We start from the raw sequence: 18,413 nt of genomic DNA, 5'->3' as shown, positions 1-18,413 counted from the left end.
GGGAATTTAGCCAGTCTTTACGTTCCCGCAGCGCAAAATTCCAGACATGGCGGCACACATCAAGAATGTGTTCGATCTCTGAAACCTGCTCCGCCGTTGGCTCTAGCTTAAATTCCCACGTCATGTTTAGCATATCTAAAACTGTAGCAAATCTTTTGTAGGTTACTCCCCTCAGTCGCGCTTCGCTACACCACCAGCCAAGCTTTCAGCTATGGCTGGAGTACTGCGAAGAATCTGGATAGCTTTTTCCCATATTCGGAAACTGAGCAAATTTTCGGCATTTTTCTCGAACTTTCTCAAAAAATCGAATGGCGAAATCTGTATTCGTTTCTGACATCGATTCGCAAATTGTGTCTAAGTCTGCGATCGCTTCGTCTGAGAATGAGTAAGTTGCCATCGTCATTCGTTAGATTGTTGGTGCAGCCGATCGAATAAGCGATCGAATACTTGTTCGCCGTCCGTGACGCGACCTTGTGAAATTTGCTCTGCACCGATTTCGATTTGCTGGCGAAGTTCGGCTAAGCGTTGTTCTCGCTTGTCTAAGAGTTCTAATCCGGCTAAAATAACTTCGTCGGCGGACTGGTAACGTCCGCTTTTTAGCTGTTCGGCGATTCGCTTTTCGGTTTCTGGGGTGAGAGATAAACTCATCAGGCGCACTCCAGGTTTTACGGGTTGGTTCAATTATATCAAGTTCGTTTTCATTTGGCTTTATAGGAAAGTCGATGTCACGTTATCTAAAATATTATCCAAGATCCCCTAAGATGTAGGTTGGGTGAAGCGAGAGCGGAACCCAACGCAAGGGGTGTTGCTTCGACTCGAATTGACGTTCTCGGCTTGTTCTAGATGGAATAAAACGCGATGAGTAAAGATTTAACAAATTCGTTTTTAGACCGACAAAACGTCCTTAACAATCGCTATGCCTTGGAGAAAATTGAGGAATATCTCGGGTTGGGAGGCACTTTTTATAAAGAAGAGGTCTTGTTTACGAAGCAACAGTTAATCGAAATTTTTGGCGTGAGTAACAGTACCATCGAAAAGTATTTGAAGCGTCATGCCGATGAGTTAAAAAGTAATGGATACCGTTTGTTACGGGGAAAGGAGCTTCAAGGTTTTTTGGAGATGCTGTCAGGTTCCGTAATGGATTACGGTAGCAAAGTTAACGTCTTAGGGGTATTTAATTTTCGGGCGGCGCTTAATCTGGCAATGTTGCTCGTGGAGAGCGATCGCGCCAGGGAAATTCGATCGCGCATTTTGGATATTGTTATCGATGTGATGGCGGAACGTTCGGGGGGAACGACGAAATATATTAACCAACGGGATGGGAATTATTTACCGACGGCGTATCAGGAATTTAGTTATCGTAAAACCTTTACGGATGCTTTAGATTGTTACGTTCGGATGGGAAAGGCGAAGTATGGGATTTATACTAATAAGGTTTATAAAATTGTTTTTTTGGAGAAAGCTGAGGAATATCGGAATATTTTGAGGCTGAGAAAAAAGGATAGCACCCGCGAGACGATGTATGCTGAGGTTTTAAAGGCGATCGCTAGTCTTGAAAATGGCTTGGCGGCGGAATTGAAGGCGAAATCGGAAGTGTTGGGGCGGAAACTGAAACCGTCAGAAGTGGATACACTGTTTGAGGCGGCGGAGACGAATCCTTATTTACAGCCGATTATTGAAGATGCGCGGGTGAAGATGGCAAGTCGCGATTTGGGATTTCGGGATGCGTTGCATCAGAAGTTAGAAGCCTATATTCAAAGCGTTCCAGAAAGTGATTTTGAGAAGTTTTTGGGCGAGGCGAGTCGTTCTTTAAAGGAGCAGTTGTCTGACCCGGAACTGTTGGCGGTTTTGAAGCGATTAAAGGATCGCTAGGTGATGGCGAGTCAGTTTTTTTACGTTGAGTTGTCTTATGCGATTCAGGTTCACGATTGGATTATTGAAAAATCGGGAGGCTTGTCAGGACATAATCATATTGACTATTTAGAAAGTGCGTTGCAGCATATTCAAAACGACCTTTATTATCCCGATTTTCAATCGAAACTGACGCATTTGGTGTTTGCAGTTAATAAGTCTCATGTTTTTGTGGATGGCAACAAACGATCGAGCATTGCGCTCGGGGCTTATTTTTTAAAGCTTAACGGCTATAATTTTGTTATCGATAAGTTTGTTTTGGAGATGGAAAATATTGCGGTTTGGCTGGCGGAGGGGAAGATCGATAAGGAGCTTTTGGGAGAACTGATAGAATCGCTGATATTTGAGGAAGATTATAACGAGGCGTTGAAACTGAAGCTGATCCGTGCTGTAATGTAAGAGGCTCGATCGATATTTTTGGGTCGAATCGAGTATTCTGAAATTCAGACTTCAATTTTTACAGGTTTCGAGAGTCAAAATAAGGTTATGGGACGTTATCCGAAATATCCTGAGTACAAGGATTCTGGTGTTGAGTGGTTGGGAGAGATTCCTAAGCATTGGGAGGCCAAGCAAGTCAAACGAATTACACGGTATCATAAACAAGGATACTATACCAATCAAGACTATTTAGATGAAGGAATTAAACTGGCAAGAATTACTGATATTGATGATTCTGGAAAAGTTTCTTTTGAAAATATGCCTTTTGTTGAATTAACAGATTCAGAGGTAGAAGCATTCAGGTTAAAAGATGGAGATTTTTTATTTGCAAGAAGTGGGACTATAGGTCGATTTGGGTTGGTTAGAAACCCAGAAAAATCTATTTTTGCATCATATCTTATTTTATTTAGATTTCGAGAAGCCGATCCTGAATTTTTGAGATTTTACTTTAGCTGTCTTTATTTCAAAGAAAGTCTAAAAAAGACTTTGCACGGAGGCGCAAATAAAAACGTCCATGCTGAGAATATAAAAGAGCAAATATTAATTTGTCCTCCAGAGAGAGAACAACGATCGCTCGCCCAATTCCTCGACTACAAAACCGCCCAAATCGATGCACTCATCGCCAAAAAAGAGGAACTGTTAGAACGGTTGGCGGAAAAGCGCACCGCTTTGATTAGTGAGGCGGTGACAAAAGGGATCGATCGCACCGTTCCGATGAAAGATTCCGGTATCGAGTGGCTTGGCGAAATCCCAGCACATTGGAGTATCATACGTCTTAAACACTTATGTTCCTTGTTGCGAGACGGAACACATCTTCCTCCGCCTCGGGTTTCAGACGGAATACCACTGCTTAGCGTGAGAAATATTGTCAATGGTGAATTTATAAATTTGGAAGATGATAGTTTGATTTCAGAAGAGAGCTTCGAGGAGTTGAATAAATCTTTTTGTGTACAGAAAGGTGATTTACTGTTGGCAATTGTGGGAGCAACCCTTGGCAAGGTTGCGCTGGTCAAAGAGATGCCTCCTTTTGCAATACAGAGAAGTCTTGCTGTTCTGCGAATGAAACCAGAGAAAATGTATGCTAAATTTATGATTTATTTTATTAGAAGTTCGAGATTTCAGAAACTTTTGTGGTCAAACATAGGATATTCAGCTCAACCCGGAATTTACCTAGGAACGTTGGGGAATTTTCATAGTATTCTTCCATCTTTAGACGAGCAAATCGAGATTGTGAACTATATTAATCAAGCTGTTAGACAACTTGATGATTTCAAAAAGAAAGTTGAGATAGCCATCGAAACCCTAAAAGAATACCGAACCGCCCTGATTACCAACGCCGTCACCGGAAAAATCGACGTAAGACAAGTGGAAATCCCCGACAGCTATACTCAAGGTTAGAAACACCCCCGAAAACCTAACGTTTGCTGGCCAACCCTCCAGGCGAGACCCCCTGTCGGACGCAGAAACCCCCACCATGCACACCGAAACCCATTTCGAGCAGTCCATCGAGCGCACCTTTCTCGAAAACGGCTACCACAAAGGCGATCGCGAAACCTACGATCGCGATCGCGCCCTCTTCCCCCGCGACGTTCTCGAATTCGTCCGACAAACCCAACCCAAAACCTGGAAACGTCTCAGCCAACTCCACGGAAGCCAAGCCGAAACCGTCCTTCTCGACGACCTGGTAAAACACCTCAAAACCCACGGAATGCTATCGGTGTTGCGTCAGGGCTTCAAATGTCAAGGAAAAACCGTCCGCCTCGCCTACTTCGCCCCCAACACCCAGAAAAACCCCGAGGCGATCGAACGCTACCCAAAAAACCGCCTGGCGATCGTCCGTCAAGTCAAAACCGCCAGCGGTGCAATTCCCGATATCGTCCTCACCGTCAACGGTTTACCCGTGGTGTCGATGGAGTTGAAAAACCCCATGACGAATCAAACCGCAGAAGATGCCATCGACCAATATCGCAGCGATCGCGACCCTAACGAACTGCTGTTTCGCTTCCAACACCGCTGCTTAGTCCATTTCGCCGTTGACCCCGACAGGGTGTTTATGACCACCAAACTCGACGGACGAAACACCCGCTTTCTCCCCTTCAATCGCGGCTACCACCACGGGGCGGGAAATCCCCCCATCGAAAACGACCATCGCACCGCCTACCTGTGGCGAGAAGTCCTCACCCCAGACAGTCTCCTCGACATTTTGGGGCGTTTCCTGCACCTGGAAACCACCGAAAAAACCGTTCTCACCGCCAACGGACTGCAACGCCAGCCCAAAGAAAGCCTGATTTTTCCCCGATACCACCAACTCGACGCGGTTCGCCGACTGGTTCGCCACGCGCAAACCCACGGTTCGGGTCACAACTACCTGATTCAACATTCAGCGGGGTCGGGAAAATCTAACTCGATCGCCTGGTTAGCCCATCGCCTCTCTTGTCTCCACGACACTCAGGACGAGAAGCTGTTTCACTCCGTCATCGTCATTACCGATCGCATCGTTCTCGATCGACAATTGCAAGAGACGATCTATCAATTCGACCACAAACAGGGGGTGGTGCAGAAAATCGACGAAAACACCCAACAACTCGCCAAAGCCCTCGCCGATGGCGTTCCGGTGATTATCTCCACGATTCAAAAATTCCCCTACATCAGCCAAGCCATCCGCACTCTGGAGAAAAAAGGCCAAACCGCCCAAATCTCCACAGCGGGGAAACGCTTCGCCGTCATCATCGACGAAGCCCACAGTTCCCAAAGCGGCGAAACGGCGATGGAACTGCGGAAAATCCTCAATAAAGACGGAATCGAAGCAGCGATCGCCGAACAACTCCTCGACCTCGACGAAGAAGACCTCAGCGACAACGCCCGCGAAGAACTGCTTCGCCAACAACTCAAACGCACGCGACAGCCCAACCTCAGCTATTTCGCCTTTACCGCCACCCCCAAATACAAAACCCTCGCCGCTTTCGACGAACCGGGAGAGGACGGAACTTCGCCCTTTCACCGCTACAGTATGCGCCAAGCCATCGAGGAAGGCTTCATCCTCGACGTATTGCAGCATTACACCCATTACCAACGGTATTACCGCCTCGTACAAATTGCACAGAGCGATCGCGATCTTCCCCGTCGCCAAGCCAATCGCGCCTTAACTCGTTTCGTCGATCTCCACGAACACAACATCGCCCAAAAAGTCGAAGTGATTCTCGGCCACTTCCGCACCCACACCCGCCACAAACTCAACGGAAAAGCCAAGGCGATGGTGGTTACGGGGTCTCGGGAACAGGTGGTTCGTTACAAACTGGCTTTCGATAAGGCGTTGGGAGACAGCAGCGACGGCGAGATTAAAACCCTGGTGGCGTTTTCCGGGGAAGTGCGGTTGACAGACTATCCCGATCGCAAATTTACGGAAGTTTCGATGAACGGGGGAATTAAAGAAGCCGAACTTCCGCAAAAGTTCGACACAGACGAGTATCGAATTCTACTGGTGGCGGATAAATATCAAACGGGATTCGACCAACCGCTTTTACATACGATGTATGTCGATAAGCGCCTCGCGGGAATCCAAGCGGTGCAAACCCTCTCGCGTCTCAACCGCGTCGCCCCCGGAAAAACTGAAACCTTCGTTTTAGATTTCGTCAACGACCCGGAGGAGATTTACAAGGCGTTCAAACCCTATTATGAAGTGACGCCGAAGGGAGAGGACATCGACCCCAATCGACTGGACGAACTGGCGGGGGAACTGGAGGATTTCCGGGTGTTCGATCGCGCCGATCTTGACGAGTGGTGTAACATCTGGTTCAGTCATCGCCTGCAACGCAGCGGCCGGGAACATCCGCAACTTAACAGCATTCTCGATCGCGTTGTCGATCGATTCCAGGCGTTAGAAGAGAGCGATCGCGAGCAGTTTCGCCGCAAACTCAGCAGTTTCCGCAATTTATATCTGTTTCTCTCTCAAGTCATCCCCTACCAGGATTCGGAACTCGAAAAACTCTATACCTTCGGACGGTTTTTGTTGCTGAAACTCCCCCGCGATCGCAGCCGTTCCGTTCCCAACCTCGATGACGAAGTGGCGCTTAAATACTATCGTTTAGAACAGATCGGTCAAGGGGCGATCGACCTCAAGGACGGCGACACCGACGCCCTCAAAGGACCGACAGAAACAGGAACTCGCCAAAAAGACGAAAACGTGGCGCTTTCTAGTTTAGTCGAGCGGTTAAACGAGCAGTTCGGAACGGATTTTACGGAGGACGACCAATTATTTTTCGATCGCGTTCGAGAAACCGCACTCGCCGACGCAAACATCCGCCAAGCCGCACAAGCCAATACGTTAGAGAACTTCGCCCCCGTGTTCAAACAACAGCTTGAAAATTGGTTAGTCGATCGCATGGACGAAAACGAAACCCTATTTTTCAAACTGATGAACGATGAAGCGTTGCGAAACGTCGTCGCTCAAGTTTTAACAACTCAAGTTTATCAAAAACTCGATCGAGAATCGGGTTGAGAAGTTGAGCCATGAAATCCGATTCAGATCGAACTGTTAAATCAAAAGAGAGTTCCGAAGTTCTCGGGCTATTTCCGCCCAGTGAGAGCCTTCGTTGCCACCCATGAGCATCCACTGAATCCAGTCGGCAGAGGGTAACTCTTCACTTCTCCAACCTGACTTCCCGCGATCTCGCTGAAAGTTCTCAAAGAAGTTATCGACTTCAAGAATTTCCTCTGAGGACAGCGCTTCTCCATTGGCAAGTTTTTCGGGTAATCCGAGTTTTCGCCCCCCGCAATGCTCCCGAAATAGCTTTAACCCTATCTTGGCATTCTGTTGCACTTGAACCGGAGGAATCACGAAATACTATTTTTAGTTTCAAAAAAAATAAACAAGCGCATATTATAGCAGCCGACAGAGCAGTCAGGACATTTTTAAGCCTGGAAGTCATACACAGTCAGGGCTAACTGTCCTAACTCAATTGGCGAGCGCTATATCAATAACGAAAACCCCAGTCTTATTATAAAAAACTGGGGCGATCGATATATTCTATAAAATAGAAAAAAGAAGTGTCAGAGTGCCTTTAACGACCCACGCCCACATAACGGAAGCCGAGAGATTCCAACTTCTCGCGATCGAGGAAATTACGACCGTCCACCATAATCGGCGTGTTCATCGCCTTGGCCATCTTGCCGTAATCTAAGGAGAGAAACTGTTTCCAATCCGTCACCAACACCAAAGCATCGCAGCCTTCAGCCAGGCGTTCGGTATCCGTTTCCACGTACACCCCAGACAGCCCCGAACTCAGCCCCGACTGAGACACGATGGGGTCGTAAGCCTTCACCTTCGCCCCCAAACGGTTGAGGTTTTCAATCAACAACAGAGAGGGCGCGTCGCGCATATCGTCCGTGTCGGGTTTAAACGTCAGTCCCAACAAACCGACGGTTTTTCCTTTGAGGATTTTCAGCTCGTGTTGGAGCTTTTCGAGAGCGATGAGGCGTTGGCGTTTGTTGACTTCCACCGCCGCTTTGAGCAGTTGCGCGTCGTAACCGTAATCGTCCGAGGTGTGAACCAACGCCGAGACATCTTTCGGGAAACAAGAACCGCCCCAACCGATCCCCGCTTGCAAGAACTTCGTCCCGATGCGAGAGTCGAGGCCGATGCCTTTGGCCACCTGAGTCACGTCAGCACCGACGCGATCGCAGATATTCGCCACTTCGTTAATAAAGCTAATCTTCGTGGCTAAGAACGAGTTGGCGGCGTACTTAATCATCTCCGCCGAACACAAATCCGTCACCACCACCGGCACCGGAGGCAACTCTTTCTCCTCCGCCAACTCCCGTTTGACGATCGGTTCGTAAAGCTCCTTCATCATCTCGATCGCGCGGCTGCTGTTGCTGCCGAGGACGATGCGATCGGGGTTGAAGGTATCGTACACCGCCGATCCTTCCCGTAGAAATTCCGGGTTGCTGACGACATCGAACTCCGCGTTAATTTGTTCGACGAGTTCTTCTCCAGAGGTTCCCGCACTCACCAGGGATTTTTCCCGTTCGGCGATACCGTCGAGAACGATCGATCGCACCCAGTCCCCCGAACCGATCGGAACTGTAGACTTGTTGACGATGACCTTGTAACCCTCTTTCAAATGTGCGCCGATACCTCGGGCTACAGCTTCAACGTACCGAGTGTCGCTTTCCCCAGTCGGGAGTGGCGGCGTTCCCACTGCGATAAAGAGAATGTCACCGTGATTGACGCCTGCTTCTAAATCTGTGGTGAATTCGATGTGTCCCGATTCGATGCAAGACGTCATAATTTCCGACAGTCCCGGCTCGTAAATCGGCGACCGTCCGGCTTTCATCGTTTTAACTTTCTCTTCGTTGTTATCGACGCAAATCACGTTGTGGCCGATGCGAGCCAAACAAGCTCCAGTCACCAAACCGACGTATCCCGTACCGATGACACAAACGCGCATATCAATTCGTCCTCAGATAGTAAAGTACTCCTCAACAGGTGGGGTTGGGAGGCTTTCGTACACTAGCTTAATCGCAAAATCTTTCAATCCCCACCTTCGGTGCTGCGGTCGATACACCCGGAAAAACGCCTTAGATTCGCCCCCAGTGCTATTTGGATGCCAAACGTTGGCGAAAATCTTCGATCGTCCGCTTCAATCCCTCTTCTAGCCCCACTTTCGGCGTCCAACCCAGCCATTCCTTGGCGCGGGTAATGTCTGGTTGTCGCTGTTTGGGGTCGTCCTGCGGAAGCGGCGCAAACTGAATCTCGACATCGGGATTGACGAGTTTCTGAATCGTCTGCGCCAGTTCCAAGATCGTGTATTCGTCGGGATTTCCGATATTCACCGGCCCGATATGTTCCTCGTTTTCCATCAGCCGCATCATCCCGTCGATAAGGTCGCTGGCGTAGCAAAAACTGCGGGTTTGGGAACCGTCGCCGTACACGGTCAGGGGAATTCCTCGCAGGGCTTGGACGATGAAGTTACTCACGACTCGTCCGTCGTGTTCTTGCATTCGGGGGCCGTAGGTGTTGAAAATGCGGATGACGCGCACGTCTACGTTATTTTGGCGATGGTAGTCGAAGGTTAGGGTTTCGGCGATTCGCTTCCCTTCGTCGTAACAGTTCCCGCAAAAAGCTGCCCGTCCGTTGCGGCGCACGCAGATGACGTGATTTTTGACGTTGACGCAGTAGACGTTGCCCCCGTACCGCACTCGTTCGGGTTCGGCGAGAACGGCTTCGACGGCGGGGCGGATATTAACGCGGTACAAATCGCGACCGACGGCGTGGGAGACGACAGAAGCCGCATAGCCGCAGCGCAGTGCGAGTTCTTGTACGTCGTCAGCGAGTTGTTGGGATTTGGTGTAATAAGTGTAACGATCGCCCCGCTGGCTTCCATCTCCCCTCATCAGGGCGTCGAACAAAATGCGAGATTGACGTGGAGAGAGGTTGAGGTATTCGCGAGGAATGTATTTATCGCCCGATTTGCCCAAAGGTAGCAGAATTTCTGCCAGTTGCTTGCTACAAATCCGAAACTGGTGGTCGTCAGATTGGAAGAATTTAAAGCCCAGCTTGGAGAGACAGTTGGCGATTTGGGCGCGTCCTTCGGGGATAGATTGGGCAATAAGAACGTTATAGTCGGCAATGTCGTAGTCAGTATCGCCGACAGCCCGGACGCGACGGCGGACGTGAGTGCAGCCTTCAGAGATGTAGTAACCGAGGAATTCGAGCCAGTCGTCCATGGCGATGCGGTCGACCCGGACTTTTGCATGAGGCGGTGGCGTTCCCAACTCGAACCACTCTCGTTCGACCCCGTTAAATTCGGCTCCCGTGGGAACCCGCCAGGATTTGGCGTAGCGCACTTCGTCCGCTTGCAGGAATTTGAGTTTTCCGGTTTTGCTGCGAAGGTAAAGTTTGTGGTTGGGCGTTACGCAGAGGTCGAATTTAGCGTTCGCGAATCGTAGCAGTTCGCCGACGTAGGGTCGAACGATATATTCGTCGGGAACGTGGTATTCGATTTGTCCCTCACCGTTGAGGGTGGCGACGGGGGTTTGAGGATCGAGTTGGGGAAACGGAACCCAACCCTCTTGGGTCAGAATTTCCGTGCGATCGTCGTAACAGGCGCGAATCCCGATGGGATTGACGTTCCCCCGATAGTCTTCGGTTTGGGGGTGGACGGTGGGATCGCCGTAGACTTCTGAGGTCGAGGCCAGCAGGAACCTGGCTTTGACTCGTTTTGCCAGTCCCAACATATGGAGCGTTCCGAGAACGCTCGTTTTGACGGTTTTAACGGGGTTGTATTGGTAGTGAACGGGAGAGGCCGGACAAGCGAGGTGGTAGATGCGATCGACTTCGAGTCGGATGGGTTCGGTAATGTCGTGGCGAACGACCTCGAAGTAAGGCGAATCCATCCACTTTAGAATGTTGCGCTTGTGGCCGGTGAAGAAGTTATCCAGACAAATGACCTCGTGGCCTTGTTCCATCAGGCGATCGATGAGGTGGGAGCCTAGAAACCCAGCACCGCCTGTAACTAGTATTCTCATCGCCGAAATTCTCGCTAAAACCTGACATCCAAGGTATCCTGCGATCGCTCAACTGTCCAGATTTATGAACCCATCTCAAAAATTCTCAACTAAAGAAGTTAATTGACAACAACGATTGTTGGTGTGTATCCTAGAAAGCAGATAGAGGCTTTTGTTATCTGGCATTATGTCTGTTTACTCTACAGCCTCTCTGAAATCTGAGCTAAACGAACGTGGGTGGCGCATGACGCCCCAACGAGAAACGATTCTCAAAACGTTTCAGCATTTGCCGAAGGGCGAACACTTGAGCGCGGAAGATTTGTACGAACTCTTACAGCAAGACGGACAGCGCATCAGCCTGTCAACGGTTTACCGCACGCTCAAACTCATGGCTCGGATGGGTATCCTCAGAGAGCTAGAACTTGGCGAAGACCACAAACATTACGAACTCAACCAACCTTATCCTTACCACCATCACCATCTGATTTGTGTCAAGTGCAATAAAACGATCGAGTTTAAAAGTGATGCCGTCTTAAAAATCGGTACGAAAACCGCTCAAAAAGAAGGGTATCATCTCCTCGACTGTCAACTGACGATCCACGCGGTCTGTCCGGCCTGTCAGCGAGCGTTAGCGCCGTATTAGAGAGGGGGAGAAGGGGAGATTGGGAGATTTCACATCATCTCGTCATCTCATCCTCTCATCACCTTATCACCGCTGAAACCAGGCGGCGATCGCCACGGCTAAAGCGTCGGCGGCGTCGTCGGGTTTGGGTACGGCTTCGAGGGACAGTTCCCGTGCGACGGCTTCTTGAACGTCGGTTTTCGAGGCGTTCCCGTATCCCGTTAAGGCTTGTTTGACTTGGGCGGGGGTGAGTTCGACGATCGGCAAGTCGTACTGGGCTAATACGAGTAACACGATCCCCCGAGCTTGTGCGACGAGGATCGTGTTTCCCATGCGGTAGAAAAAGAGTTTTTCAACCGCGACGAAATCGGGCTCGAACCGATCGACCAAGGCGTGGAGGTCGTCGTAAATCGTTTGCAAACGCTGTCCGAGCGCTTGTTTGGGCGGCGTTTGTATAATGCCAAAATCGATAGGTTCGAGGCGATCGCACTTGTCAATACATTCGATCGCCCCGAACCCCAATCGCGCCAATCCCGGATCGAGACCGAGAATGCGTTGGCAGTTTTTGGAACGACTCATACTGTCGGGTTTAGGCGTCCTCGTCAGGGGGTTCGACCCCGAAAACGTCAGCGAAGACTTTTTGCACCTTGTATCCCGAATCGATCGTCTCGAGGGGGTCTTTCCGCAAGCGGTGTCGCAGACAGAGGGTCACGACGCGCTGAATGTCGTCTACAGTAACGTTATTTCGCCCCTCAAAGGCGGCTAACGCTCGCGCCGCGCGGTTGGTGACGATATCGCCTCGCAAGCCGTCCACGTCGAGTTCGGCGCACACTTGAGAAATTTGGACGCGCAAGTCGTACTCGACTTCTACCGACGACAGCAGTTCCTGAGCTTTGACGAGTCGTTCTTGAAGTTCCTGCTGTTCGGCTTGGTGTCGTTCTAAATAACCTTGAGGATCGCGATCGAACGCCGATCGCTCTTCGACGATTTTCACCCGCAAGGTGGGATCTTTCACGGTGCGAATTTCGGCGTGCATCCCGAAGCGATCGAGCAGTTGCGGCCGCAATTCTCCTTCTTCGGGGTTCCCGGAACCCACTAACACGAAGTTAGCCGGGTGGCGAATCGAAATCCCTTCCCGTTCGACGGTGTTCCAACCCGACGCGGCCGAATCGAGCAGTACGTCTACCAGGTGGTCGTCGAGCAGGTTGACTTCGTCTACGTACAGGATGCCTCGGTTAGCTTTAGCCAGCAGACCCGGCTCGAAGGCTTTCACCCCTTCAGATAAAGCTTTTTCGATATCGATGGTGCCGCAAACCCGGTCTTCTGTGGCGCCGAGGGGTAAGTCTACCATCGTCACTTTTTTCTTAGCGATGGGGAGGGTTTCGCCCCGGCTGAGGCGATCGCGAACTTCGTCGCTCATCAGTTCGGGGTTGCTCGGATCGCTGTCGAAGGGATCGTCGGCGACTACGTCCATTTCTGGGAGCAAATCCGCCAACGCCCGAATCGTCGTCGATTTTCCCGTTCCGCGATCGCCCATAATCATGACCCCGCCCACTTTGGGGTCGATGACGTTGAGCAACAGGGCGAGTTTCATTTCTTCTTGTCCGACGATAGCCGTAAAGGGAAATACGGCGCGGCGACGGGGAAGGGTCGGGACAGTTGGGCTGGCTTCGGCAGTTACAGTCATGCGATTTTAGAACGTTTGCGATTAATAAGATTAAGGGATTTTATGGGCGAATAAAAAAAACGACCGTTCCCCATTGTACCGCCCTCGATCGCGAACTCTCGAACAGAACTCGCCGATTCGGGACGGTTGAGAAGGCCGTCTTTTTCTGAGATGGCTTGAGAGAGAGTTAACCGCTTCTGGGGAAGTGGCTGATTTGCGCGTAACCGCTAAACAATAAGGTTTTGCCCTTGGTTTCGAGGCGGTTGAGGCGAAGCATTACCCCGTCGAGATCGAAGCGATCGAGATCGACCATGTCGTTGAGGCTGGTGAGGAGAGCGCGACTGAGGGCTTCGGAATCCTCCCGCAGTGATTCGGGAACCTCTGCGGCGAGAAATTCTGCCTCAGTGAAGACGATGCGACGCCGACGCTCGATTTGGATAGTGGTGCGTAGGGCGATTGGAATTTCATCGCGATCGGGGATTTTCGCGATCGCCTGAAGTTGAATGCGGTTGTTGGCGTGAAGTTCGATGGATACGTTAGAAAACGAGACGGGGTTTCCACCCGAAATCGATTCGAGACCCGGTAGGTTCAGGTCTTGGAGACGCCGCGTGACGAGATCGGCATGGAACGATTCGTTAATACCGTCTTCTGTCAACACGACTTGGGCGATCGCCTGAGTCGGTTGTTTGAGATTCAGTTGTCCTTTGAGGACGGAACTGAAATCGATGGCGACGGTGTCGGTTTCAAAGGACATTTCCCGCACGGGGAAACGTTTGCGGATGACGAGGCCGCGACCGCTCATTTTAAAGCTGTCGATCGCTCCCTGGAGCAGTTTGCTCGAGGGCGAACAGCGAATCTGGACGTCAACCGACTCACTTTTGGTGAACAGGTGCGCGATCGACCGACTGGCAACTGTATTGAGCATTTGCTCGCCCCAGTCGGTTCCCGCAGACGCTGTATTTCCCGTAAAGCTCCCAAACATAGAGACCGATGCGCGTCGGCATTCCAAAAGACAGATGACTTCCTTCTTTGTAACAAAATATGAAGCCACGTGCAAACTTCGCCTGAGAAGACTGGGGTGGTTTTTCGGTGCGGCCGCCGCTCGTACGGGGCGAAATGCCCGATCTAACGGATTTCAGTGATGTTACCGATCTTCGACGAGTTGCGATCGCCAATCTTACTCACTCGATCTCGACGAACTGTCCGGGTTTTCGATCGAAACTTCAGTATATTTTCTGTCTCGATCGCATCTTCGATTCGTTTTGTAAGTAAAAACTTTGAGGCTTGGCGTGTCGTTCACATAAGCTTTACACAAAATTTATCGAATCCTCGCACACAAGTCGGAAAATACTGACTAGAATCTACATATACGCCGCGACGAAATCGGTTATCTGCTTACGAAGAGCTACGGATTGTGAGGAGATCGTCAGCTAAAAACGCGCAGTAAAAACTCCTAACAGTCTTAATCTTAAATCTGGGTGTCATCGAAAGAAGTTTGAATTTCAAACTTCGCGTTCAAAAGCGCGATCGCTCTGTAGACACCGATCGCGTTCGCAAAACTACCAAAGATAACGTTCGACAAATTCAACCACTAGACTCCTGGAGAATCCATCTATGCAGTTCAAAAACATAACCACCTATGCGGCTCCTTTACTGGGGGCGACCTTAGCATTTTCGAGCGCGATCGCACCGGCTGAAGCGGGAAGTTTAATTGCGGGAGAAAAATTCGGAACGGACGGAATCTTCTTCAAAGAAGACACGACTGTCACGTTTGAATTCCACCAAACTTATGGAAAATTCAAGTCCGCACTGAAAATCTTTGAGGTGAGTGACTTAGGTAACGCGCTAACAACGCTATTTGAAGAAACGAAAGCCTACGACGCCGCCCCCAACCAAATTGTTGGGAACTCCGAAGGTTGGCTCGGAACCTGTGGAGAATCGGTTTTGACCTGTACGGCCAGCTTTACCTTCTTAGCCAATACCGAATATACCCTCGGTTTGGATAGCGGTTCGGCAGGTACCGTCTACTCGACGTCGTCCTTCAACGGCGGTACGCAACGAACGGTCTTCGGATCTCACGGTTCCATCGACAGCGACGACGAAACGATGTTTGGTGATGCTGGACTCTTCACCTCGATCGATCCCTTTGGTAGCCCCGTCAAACTCGGTTTCGACGATGCCGGAAACGGCGACGATATGGACTATCAAGATATGACGCTGTTCGCCCAAGCTCGACGCGAGACTGCTTCAGTTCCCGAACCGTCCGTGACGCTCGGATTGCTCGCCGTCGTAGCCGGATTGCAATTGCGCCGCCGCCGTCACACCCCCTAACCAACGCCAAGCCGCACAGTTCGGCGAAACGATTCGGAGACGATGCAACCTGTCGAACTTGCCAGCCACGTCTTCTCGTCGAACTTCAACTTGCACTCGCCCCAGGCTGTCAGAGCGTTGAATTCCCTCTTCGACACCCGACGTTCGACCTGACTCGAAACGCGACCCAACACTTGCGTCAAGACTCGAGCGTTTCACAAGCTGCGCGTACACTTCTCCGACGAGGTCACACTACCTCGAGGTCGGAGAAGTTTTTTTCTACCGCAATTTTTGGGGTGATACTCCATCCTTTTCCGATAAGCTGGATTTCAAGAAGTCTTCACCACATCGCCCCGTAGCCCCCCAAAGGAGAGGAGGGTTGGGGGGATAGAGAGGCTTGTCGGGTTGGGCAAAACCAGTATTTGAGTCCGAGCGGAGTCGAAGCGTTCGGCGAGCGCTCAGTCGAGCCGCTGAGCGAAGTCGAAGCGTTGAAATTCGGATTCCGTATCAGTTCCCTAATCTTCTGACTTTGTCCGCAGCATTTGAATCTCGAGTTCGACTCCGAGTAGAAGCTGCTCGAAAGCCATTATTACAGATCGCAGCTCGTTTCAGCATCCATTGATACTGAGATGGGGTGACTGGGATGAAAGTGACATTTTGTCACCTTTATAAAATTTCTTAAAATCGGGAGTTCGATCGCGCGAACCCTACCCGATCCTGTCGAAAATTCGGGTAAATTGTTTTACCGTCCTGTCCTATCAAAGATATAAATTTAATAAAAAAGGGTCAAAAATTCACAAAAACTTAAAAGAAAGACGATTTAATAATGATATATTTTGGATATAGTGCGACGTTCGATTGCGTTGAATAAAAAAAAGCGTTAGCGAATTTAGCTTGTCACACTCTCGTTCGATATTGACTTCGAGATTATCTGAAATCGAGAGAGTCCGAATCTATCATCCGATTTTTTATCGGACATATTTTCCCAATTCGAGAATCGAACGGTCTGTCAATGTCAACTCACTTAAAAAAACTCGCGACCGAATTCAAAATTCAAACTCACTTTTAATTCATAAAAACGCGATCGCCACTCGAGCGCTCCTCGATCGCATCAAAAGATTGTTTCCCCGCAAAGCTCGAGAGTTTGTGAATTCGGAAAGTATTCAGAGTATTGGAACCCGAAGTCTCACCCGATCGTTCCTCGAACTCACAATCAGCTCGACCCATGAATAGCAAACTCGCCCCCGATCGACCCCCAACTGATTTAGCCGACGATCGCCTCCTCAACCCCAGGCTCAGGCGTTGGAGCGTCTCGTTCGCCGTCACTACCGCGATCGCGATCGCCCTTCCCCAACCGGCGCGATCGGTCTCGTTTCATTTCGACTACGCCCCCGACACCACCCTCGACCAAATGCTCGGCTTTGAAACGGCCGCAGCCCTGTGGTCGGACTATTTAGACGACGACGTAACCGTCAACTTGTATATCGACATCGTCGATACACTACCGAACCAGGTCATCGGCGGAGCGTTACCAGGAATCCGCGCCAACCAGCGTTACGAAACCTGGCGAGAACAGCTCGAACTCGACGCCACCACTGCCGACGACGCTCTGGCGATCGCCAACCAGCAAGACGACGACAACCAATTTACCGCTTTAGTCAACGGTCACAAAGTCGATAACAACGAATATATGAAGATGACCCGTGCCAACGCCAAGGCATTGGGAATGCTCGACGGCAACGCCAGCGATCTAGACGGCTACATCCTGATGAGCGACTTGAGCAATACCAAACAGTACGACTGGAACTACGATTACTTTAGCGACATCGTTCCGAAGAAAACCATCGACTTCGCGAGCGTGGCGATTCACGAAATCGGTCACGTCTTGGGGTTTGTCAGTGGCGTTGACAAACCGGGATGGTTGACGCAGCTATGGAGATACCGCTGGTACGGGAATTACAACAGCAACTATTACGATACCCTCATTGGCAATCTCAACCACGCCACGCCGTTAGATATGTTTCGCTACTCCAATAAAAGCTTGGAGATGAGTGGCAGTGACGACGTGTGGATCGATATGTCTGTAGGCAGGAATCCCTTCTTTTCTGTCAAAGGCAACCAAGCCTTATGGACAAAACACAAAGATCGCACGTACTTTTCAACGGGCAAAAATGGCTGGTTGGGAGGAGACGGCGCTCAAGCGAGTCACTGGAAATCCTATCCCAACAAGCCTATTGGCATTATGGATCCGTACCTCAAAGCCGGACAGCGACGAGAAATTTCAGAAGTCGACTTGCTGGCCTTCGACGCGATCGGTTGGGATCGCACCACTGGCGGAACCGATCTCGCGACCCTGTACGCCCGAGCCGAACAGAACCTCGCCGATCGCCTGGGAATCGAGGTGGGCGACCTCTCCGACGACATCGCTCGAACCCTAACTACATTTGAAGATGCAGACGACAACGGTATCGACGATCGCGTCGAGAAAATGGTCGTCGATAGCGAAATCTACGAATGGGGAGGTGGCGGAAGCGGTGGCGGAAGTGGTGGCGGTGGTTCTTGGCAAGAATTTCTCGAACAAGAACTCTCAGCGCAAACGATCGGCACGGCTAGCACATCGACCTCCGTTCCCGAACCGAGTTTCCTGTGGGGTTTGGGGTTGCTGGGAATCCATGTCGGACTCAAACGGTCGATTCGAGGGGGAAAACGTCCGAACCGACGAATACAACAAGTACAATAAATGCATCCATCGGCGATCGCTGCGAGATGTAGAGTCGCTCCTCTCTCCTCCGCTCGGACAACTCGTCTACCTTCTCAGGGGCTGGGGACAGAGTTTAAATTTCTCACTAAAATTGTTTAAACTCACTCAATGTTTAAGCTATCATCAAATCATGAGTAAGTTTAGCATTTCCGAAGCCGCAAAAATCAAAGGAGTATCACCATCGACGTTAAGACGTT

At 50.3% G+C, this 18,413-nt stretch carries 16 protein-coding genes and 3 pseudogenes; 8 read left to right on the top strand and 11 right to left on the bottom strand.

Features of this window, described 5'->3' with window-relative positions; genetic code table 11:
* The 3 genes from POG22_RS12140 to POG22_RS12130 all read right to left on the bottom strand — a co-directional run.
* On the bottom strand, positions 1-133 hold a 133-nt coding region (locus tag POG22_RS12140), incomplete at its 3' end, for a helix-turn-helix domain-containing protein (RefSeq protein ID WP_498905501.1).
* 72 nt (positions 134-205) lie between these two features.
* Positions 206-337 (bottom strand): hypothetical protein, encoded by a 132-nt coding sequence (locus POG22_RS12135; protein WP_498905499.1) that lies wholly within the window; start codon positions 335-337, stop codon positions 206-208.
* 62 nt (positions 338-399) lie between these two features.
* Entirely contained in the window at positions 400-648 is a 249-nt protein-coding gene (locus POG22_RS12130) for a type II toxin-antitoxin system ParD family antitoxin (protein ID WP_428013263.1), read from the bottom strand.
* Positions 649-858: 210 nt separating this feature from the next.
* Between POG22_RS12130 and POG22_RS12125 the strand changes: the two genes are divergently transcribed.
* The 4 genes from POG22_RS12125 to POG22_RS12110 all read left to right on the top strand — a co-directional run bounded on the left by POG22_RS12125 (position 859) and on the right by POG22_RS12110 (position 6,847).
* Complete coding sequence (locus tag POG22_RS12125) at positions 859-1,872, top strand: DNA-binding protein (protein ID WP_498905497.1); 1,014 nt, start codon at positions 859-861, stop codon at positions 1,870-1,872.
* A gap of 3 nt (positions 1,873-1,875) precedes the next feature.
* Complete coding sequence (locus POG22_RS12120) at positions 1,876-2,310, top strand: type II toxin-antitoxin system death-on-curing family toxin (protein WP_498905495.1); 435 nt, start codon at positions 1,876-1,878, stop codon at positions 2,308-2,310.
* An 87-nt stretch (positions 2,311-2,397) separates the two neighbouring features.
* Complete coding sequence (locus POG22_RS12115; RefSeq protein ID WP_498905493.1) at positions 2,398-3,747, top strand: restriction endonuclease subunit S; 1,350 nt, start codon at positions 2,398-2,400, stop codon at positions 3,745-3,747.
* A 76-nt stretch (positions 3,748-3,823) separates the two neighbouring features.
* The gene (locus POG22_RS12110) at positions 3,824-6,847 is read left to right on the top strand and encodes a type I restriction endonuclease subunit R (RefSeq protein ID WP_498905491.1); all 3,024 of its coding nucleotides are present in this window, start codon (positions 3,824-3,826) and stop codon (positions 6,845-6,847) included.
* A gap of 36 nt (positions 6,848-6,883) precedes the next feature.
* Here the strand turns inward: POG22_RS12110 and POG22_RS12105 are convergent, their stop codons facing one another.
* The 5 genes and pseudogenes from POG22_RS12105 to POG22_RS12085 all read right to left on the bottom strand — a co-directional run.
* Entirely contained in the window at positions 6,884-7,186 is a 303-nt protein-coding gene (locus POG22_RS12105; RefSeq protein WP_498905489.1) for a hypothetical protein, read from the bottom strand.
* A gap of 223 nt (positions 7,187-7,409) precedes the next feature.
* Positions 7,410-8,798, bottom strand: a complete 1,389-nt coding sequence (locus POG22_RS12100) for a UDP-glucose dehydrogenase family protein (protein WP_063719279.1) — start codon at positions 8,796-8,798, stop codon at positions 7,410-7,412.
* 148 nt (positions 8,799-8,946) lie between these two features.
* Positions 8,947-9,558: pseudogene (locus POG22_RS12095) on the bottom strand (GDP-mannose 4,6-dehydratase); the annotation flags it as partial.
* Between the two features lie 39 nt (positions 9,559-9,597).
* A pseudogene (locus tag POG22_RS12090) lies at positions 9,598-9,744 on the bottom strand (LAGLIDADG family homing endonuclease); the annotation flags it as partial.
* A gap of 698 nt (positions 9,745-10,442) precedes the next feature.
* A pseudogene (locus tag POG22_RS12085) lies at positions 10,443-10,878 on the bottom strand (GDP-mannose 4,6-dehydratase); the annotation flags it as partial.
* 166 nt (positions 10,879-11,044) lie between these two features.
* Here POG22_RS12085 and POG22_RS12080 point away from each other — a divergent pair.
* Positions 11,045-11,500 (top strand): Fur family transcriptional regulator, encoded by a 456-nt coding sequence (locus POG22_RS12080; RefSeq protein WP_026097494.1) that lies wholly within the window; start codon positions 11,045-11,047, stop codon positions 11,498-11,500.
* Positions 11,501-11,566: 66 nt separating this feature from the next.
* Here POG22_RS12080 and ruvC read toward each other — a convergent pair whose 3' ends face one another.
* The 3 genes from ruvC to POG22_RS12065 form a co-directional block, all read right to left on the bottom strand.
* Positions 11,567-12,058, bottom strand: coding sequence for a crossover junction endodeoxyribonuclease RuvC (gene ruvC, locus POG22_RS12075; protein WP_063719281.1), 492 nt, complete (start codon positions 12,056-12,058; stop codon positions 11,567-11,569).
* A 10-nt stretch (positions 12,059-12,068) separates the two neighbouring features.
* Positions 12,069-13,166: a magnesium chelatase ATPase subunit I gene (bchI, locus tag POG22_RS12070; protein ID WP_063719282.1), complete on the bottom strand. Its 1,098-nt coding sequence runs from the start codon at positions 13,164-13,166 to the stop codon at positions 12,069-12,071.
* A gap of 166 nt (positions 13,167-13,332) precedes the next feature.
* A complete protein-coding gene (locus POG22_RS12065) occupies positions 13,333-14,127 on the bottom strand; it encodes an LmeA family phospholipid-binding protein (RefSeq protein ID WP_017659839.1) in 795 nt (264 codons plus the stop codon).
* 632 nt (positions 14,128-14,759) lie between these two features.
* Between POG22_RS12065 and POG22_RS12060 the strand changes: the two genes are divergently transcribed.
* The 3 genes from POG22_RS12060 to POG22_RS12050 form a co-directional block, all read left to right on the top strand.
* Entirely contained in the window at positions 14,760-15,476 is a 717-nt protein-coding gene (locus tag POG22_RS12060) for a PEP-CTERM sorting domain-containing protein (RefSeq protein WP_498905485.1), read from the top strand.
* A 1,204-nt stretch (positions 15,477-16,680) separates the two neighbouring features.
* Positions 16,681-18,195, top strand: coding sequence for an NF038122 family metalloprotease (locus POG22_RS12055; RefSeq protein WP_498905483.1), 1,515 nt, complete (start codon positions 16,681-16,683; stop codon positions 18,193-18,195).
* Between the two features lie 151 nt (positions 18,196-18,346).
* Positions 18,347-18,413, top strand: a 67-nt coding sequence (locus POG22_RS12050) for a MerR family transcriptional regulator (protein WP_498905187.1), incomplete at its 3' end; no start/stop codon positions are given.

It is taken from the genome of Geitlerinema sp. CS-897 (assembly GCF_028368005.1).
Taxonomy (GTDB): domain Bacteria; phylum Cyanobacteriota; class Cyanobacteriia; order Cyanobacteriales; family Geitlerinemataceae; genus Baaleninema; species Baaleninema simplex.
Note: the sequence above shows the minus strand (reverse complement) of the source record. Positions and strands in the feature narration are given on the sequence as shown.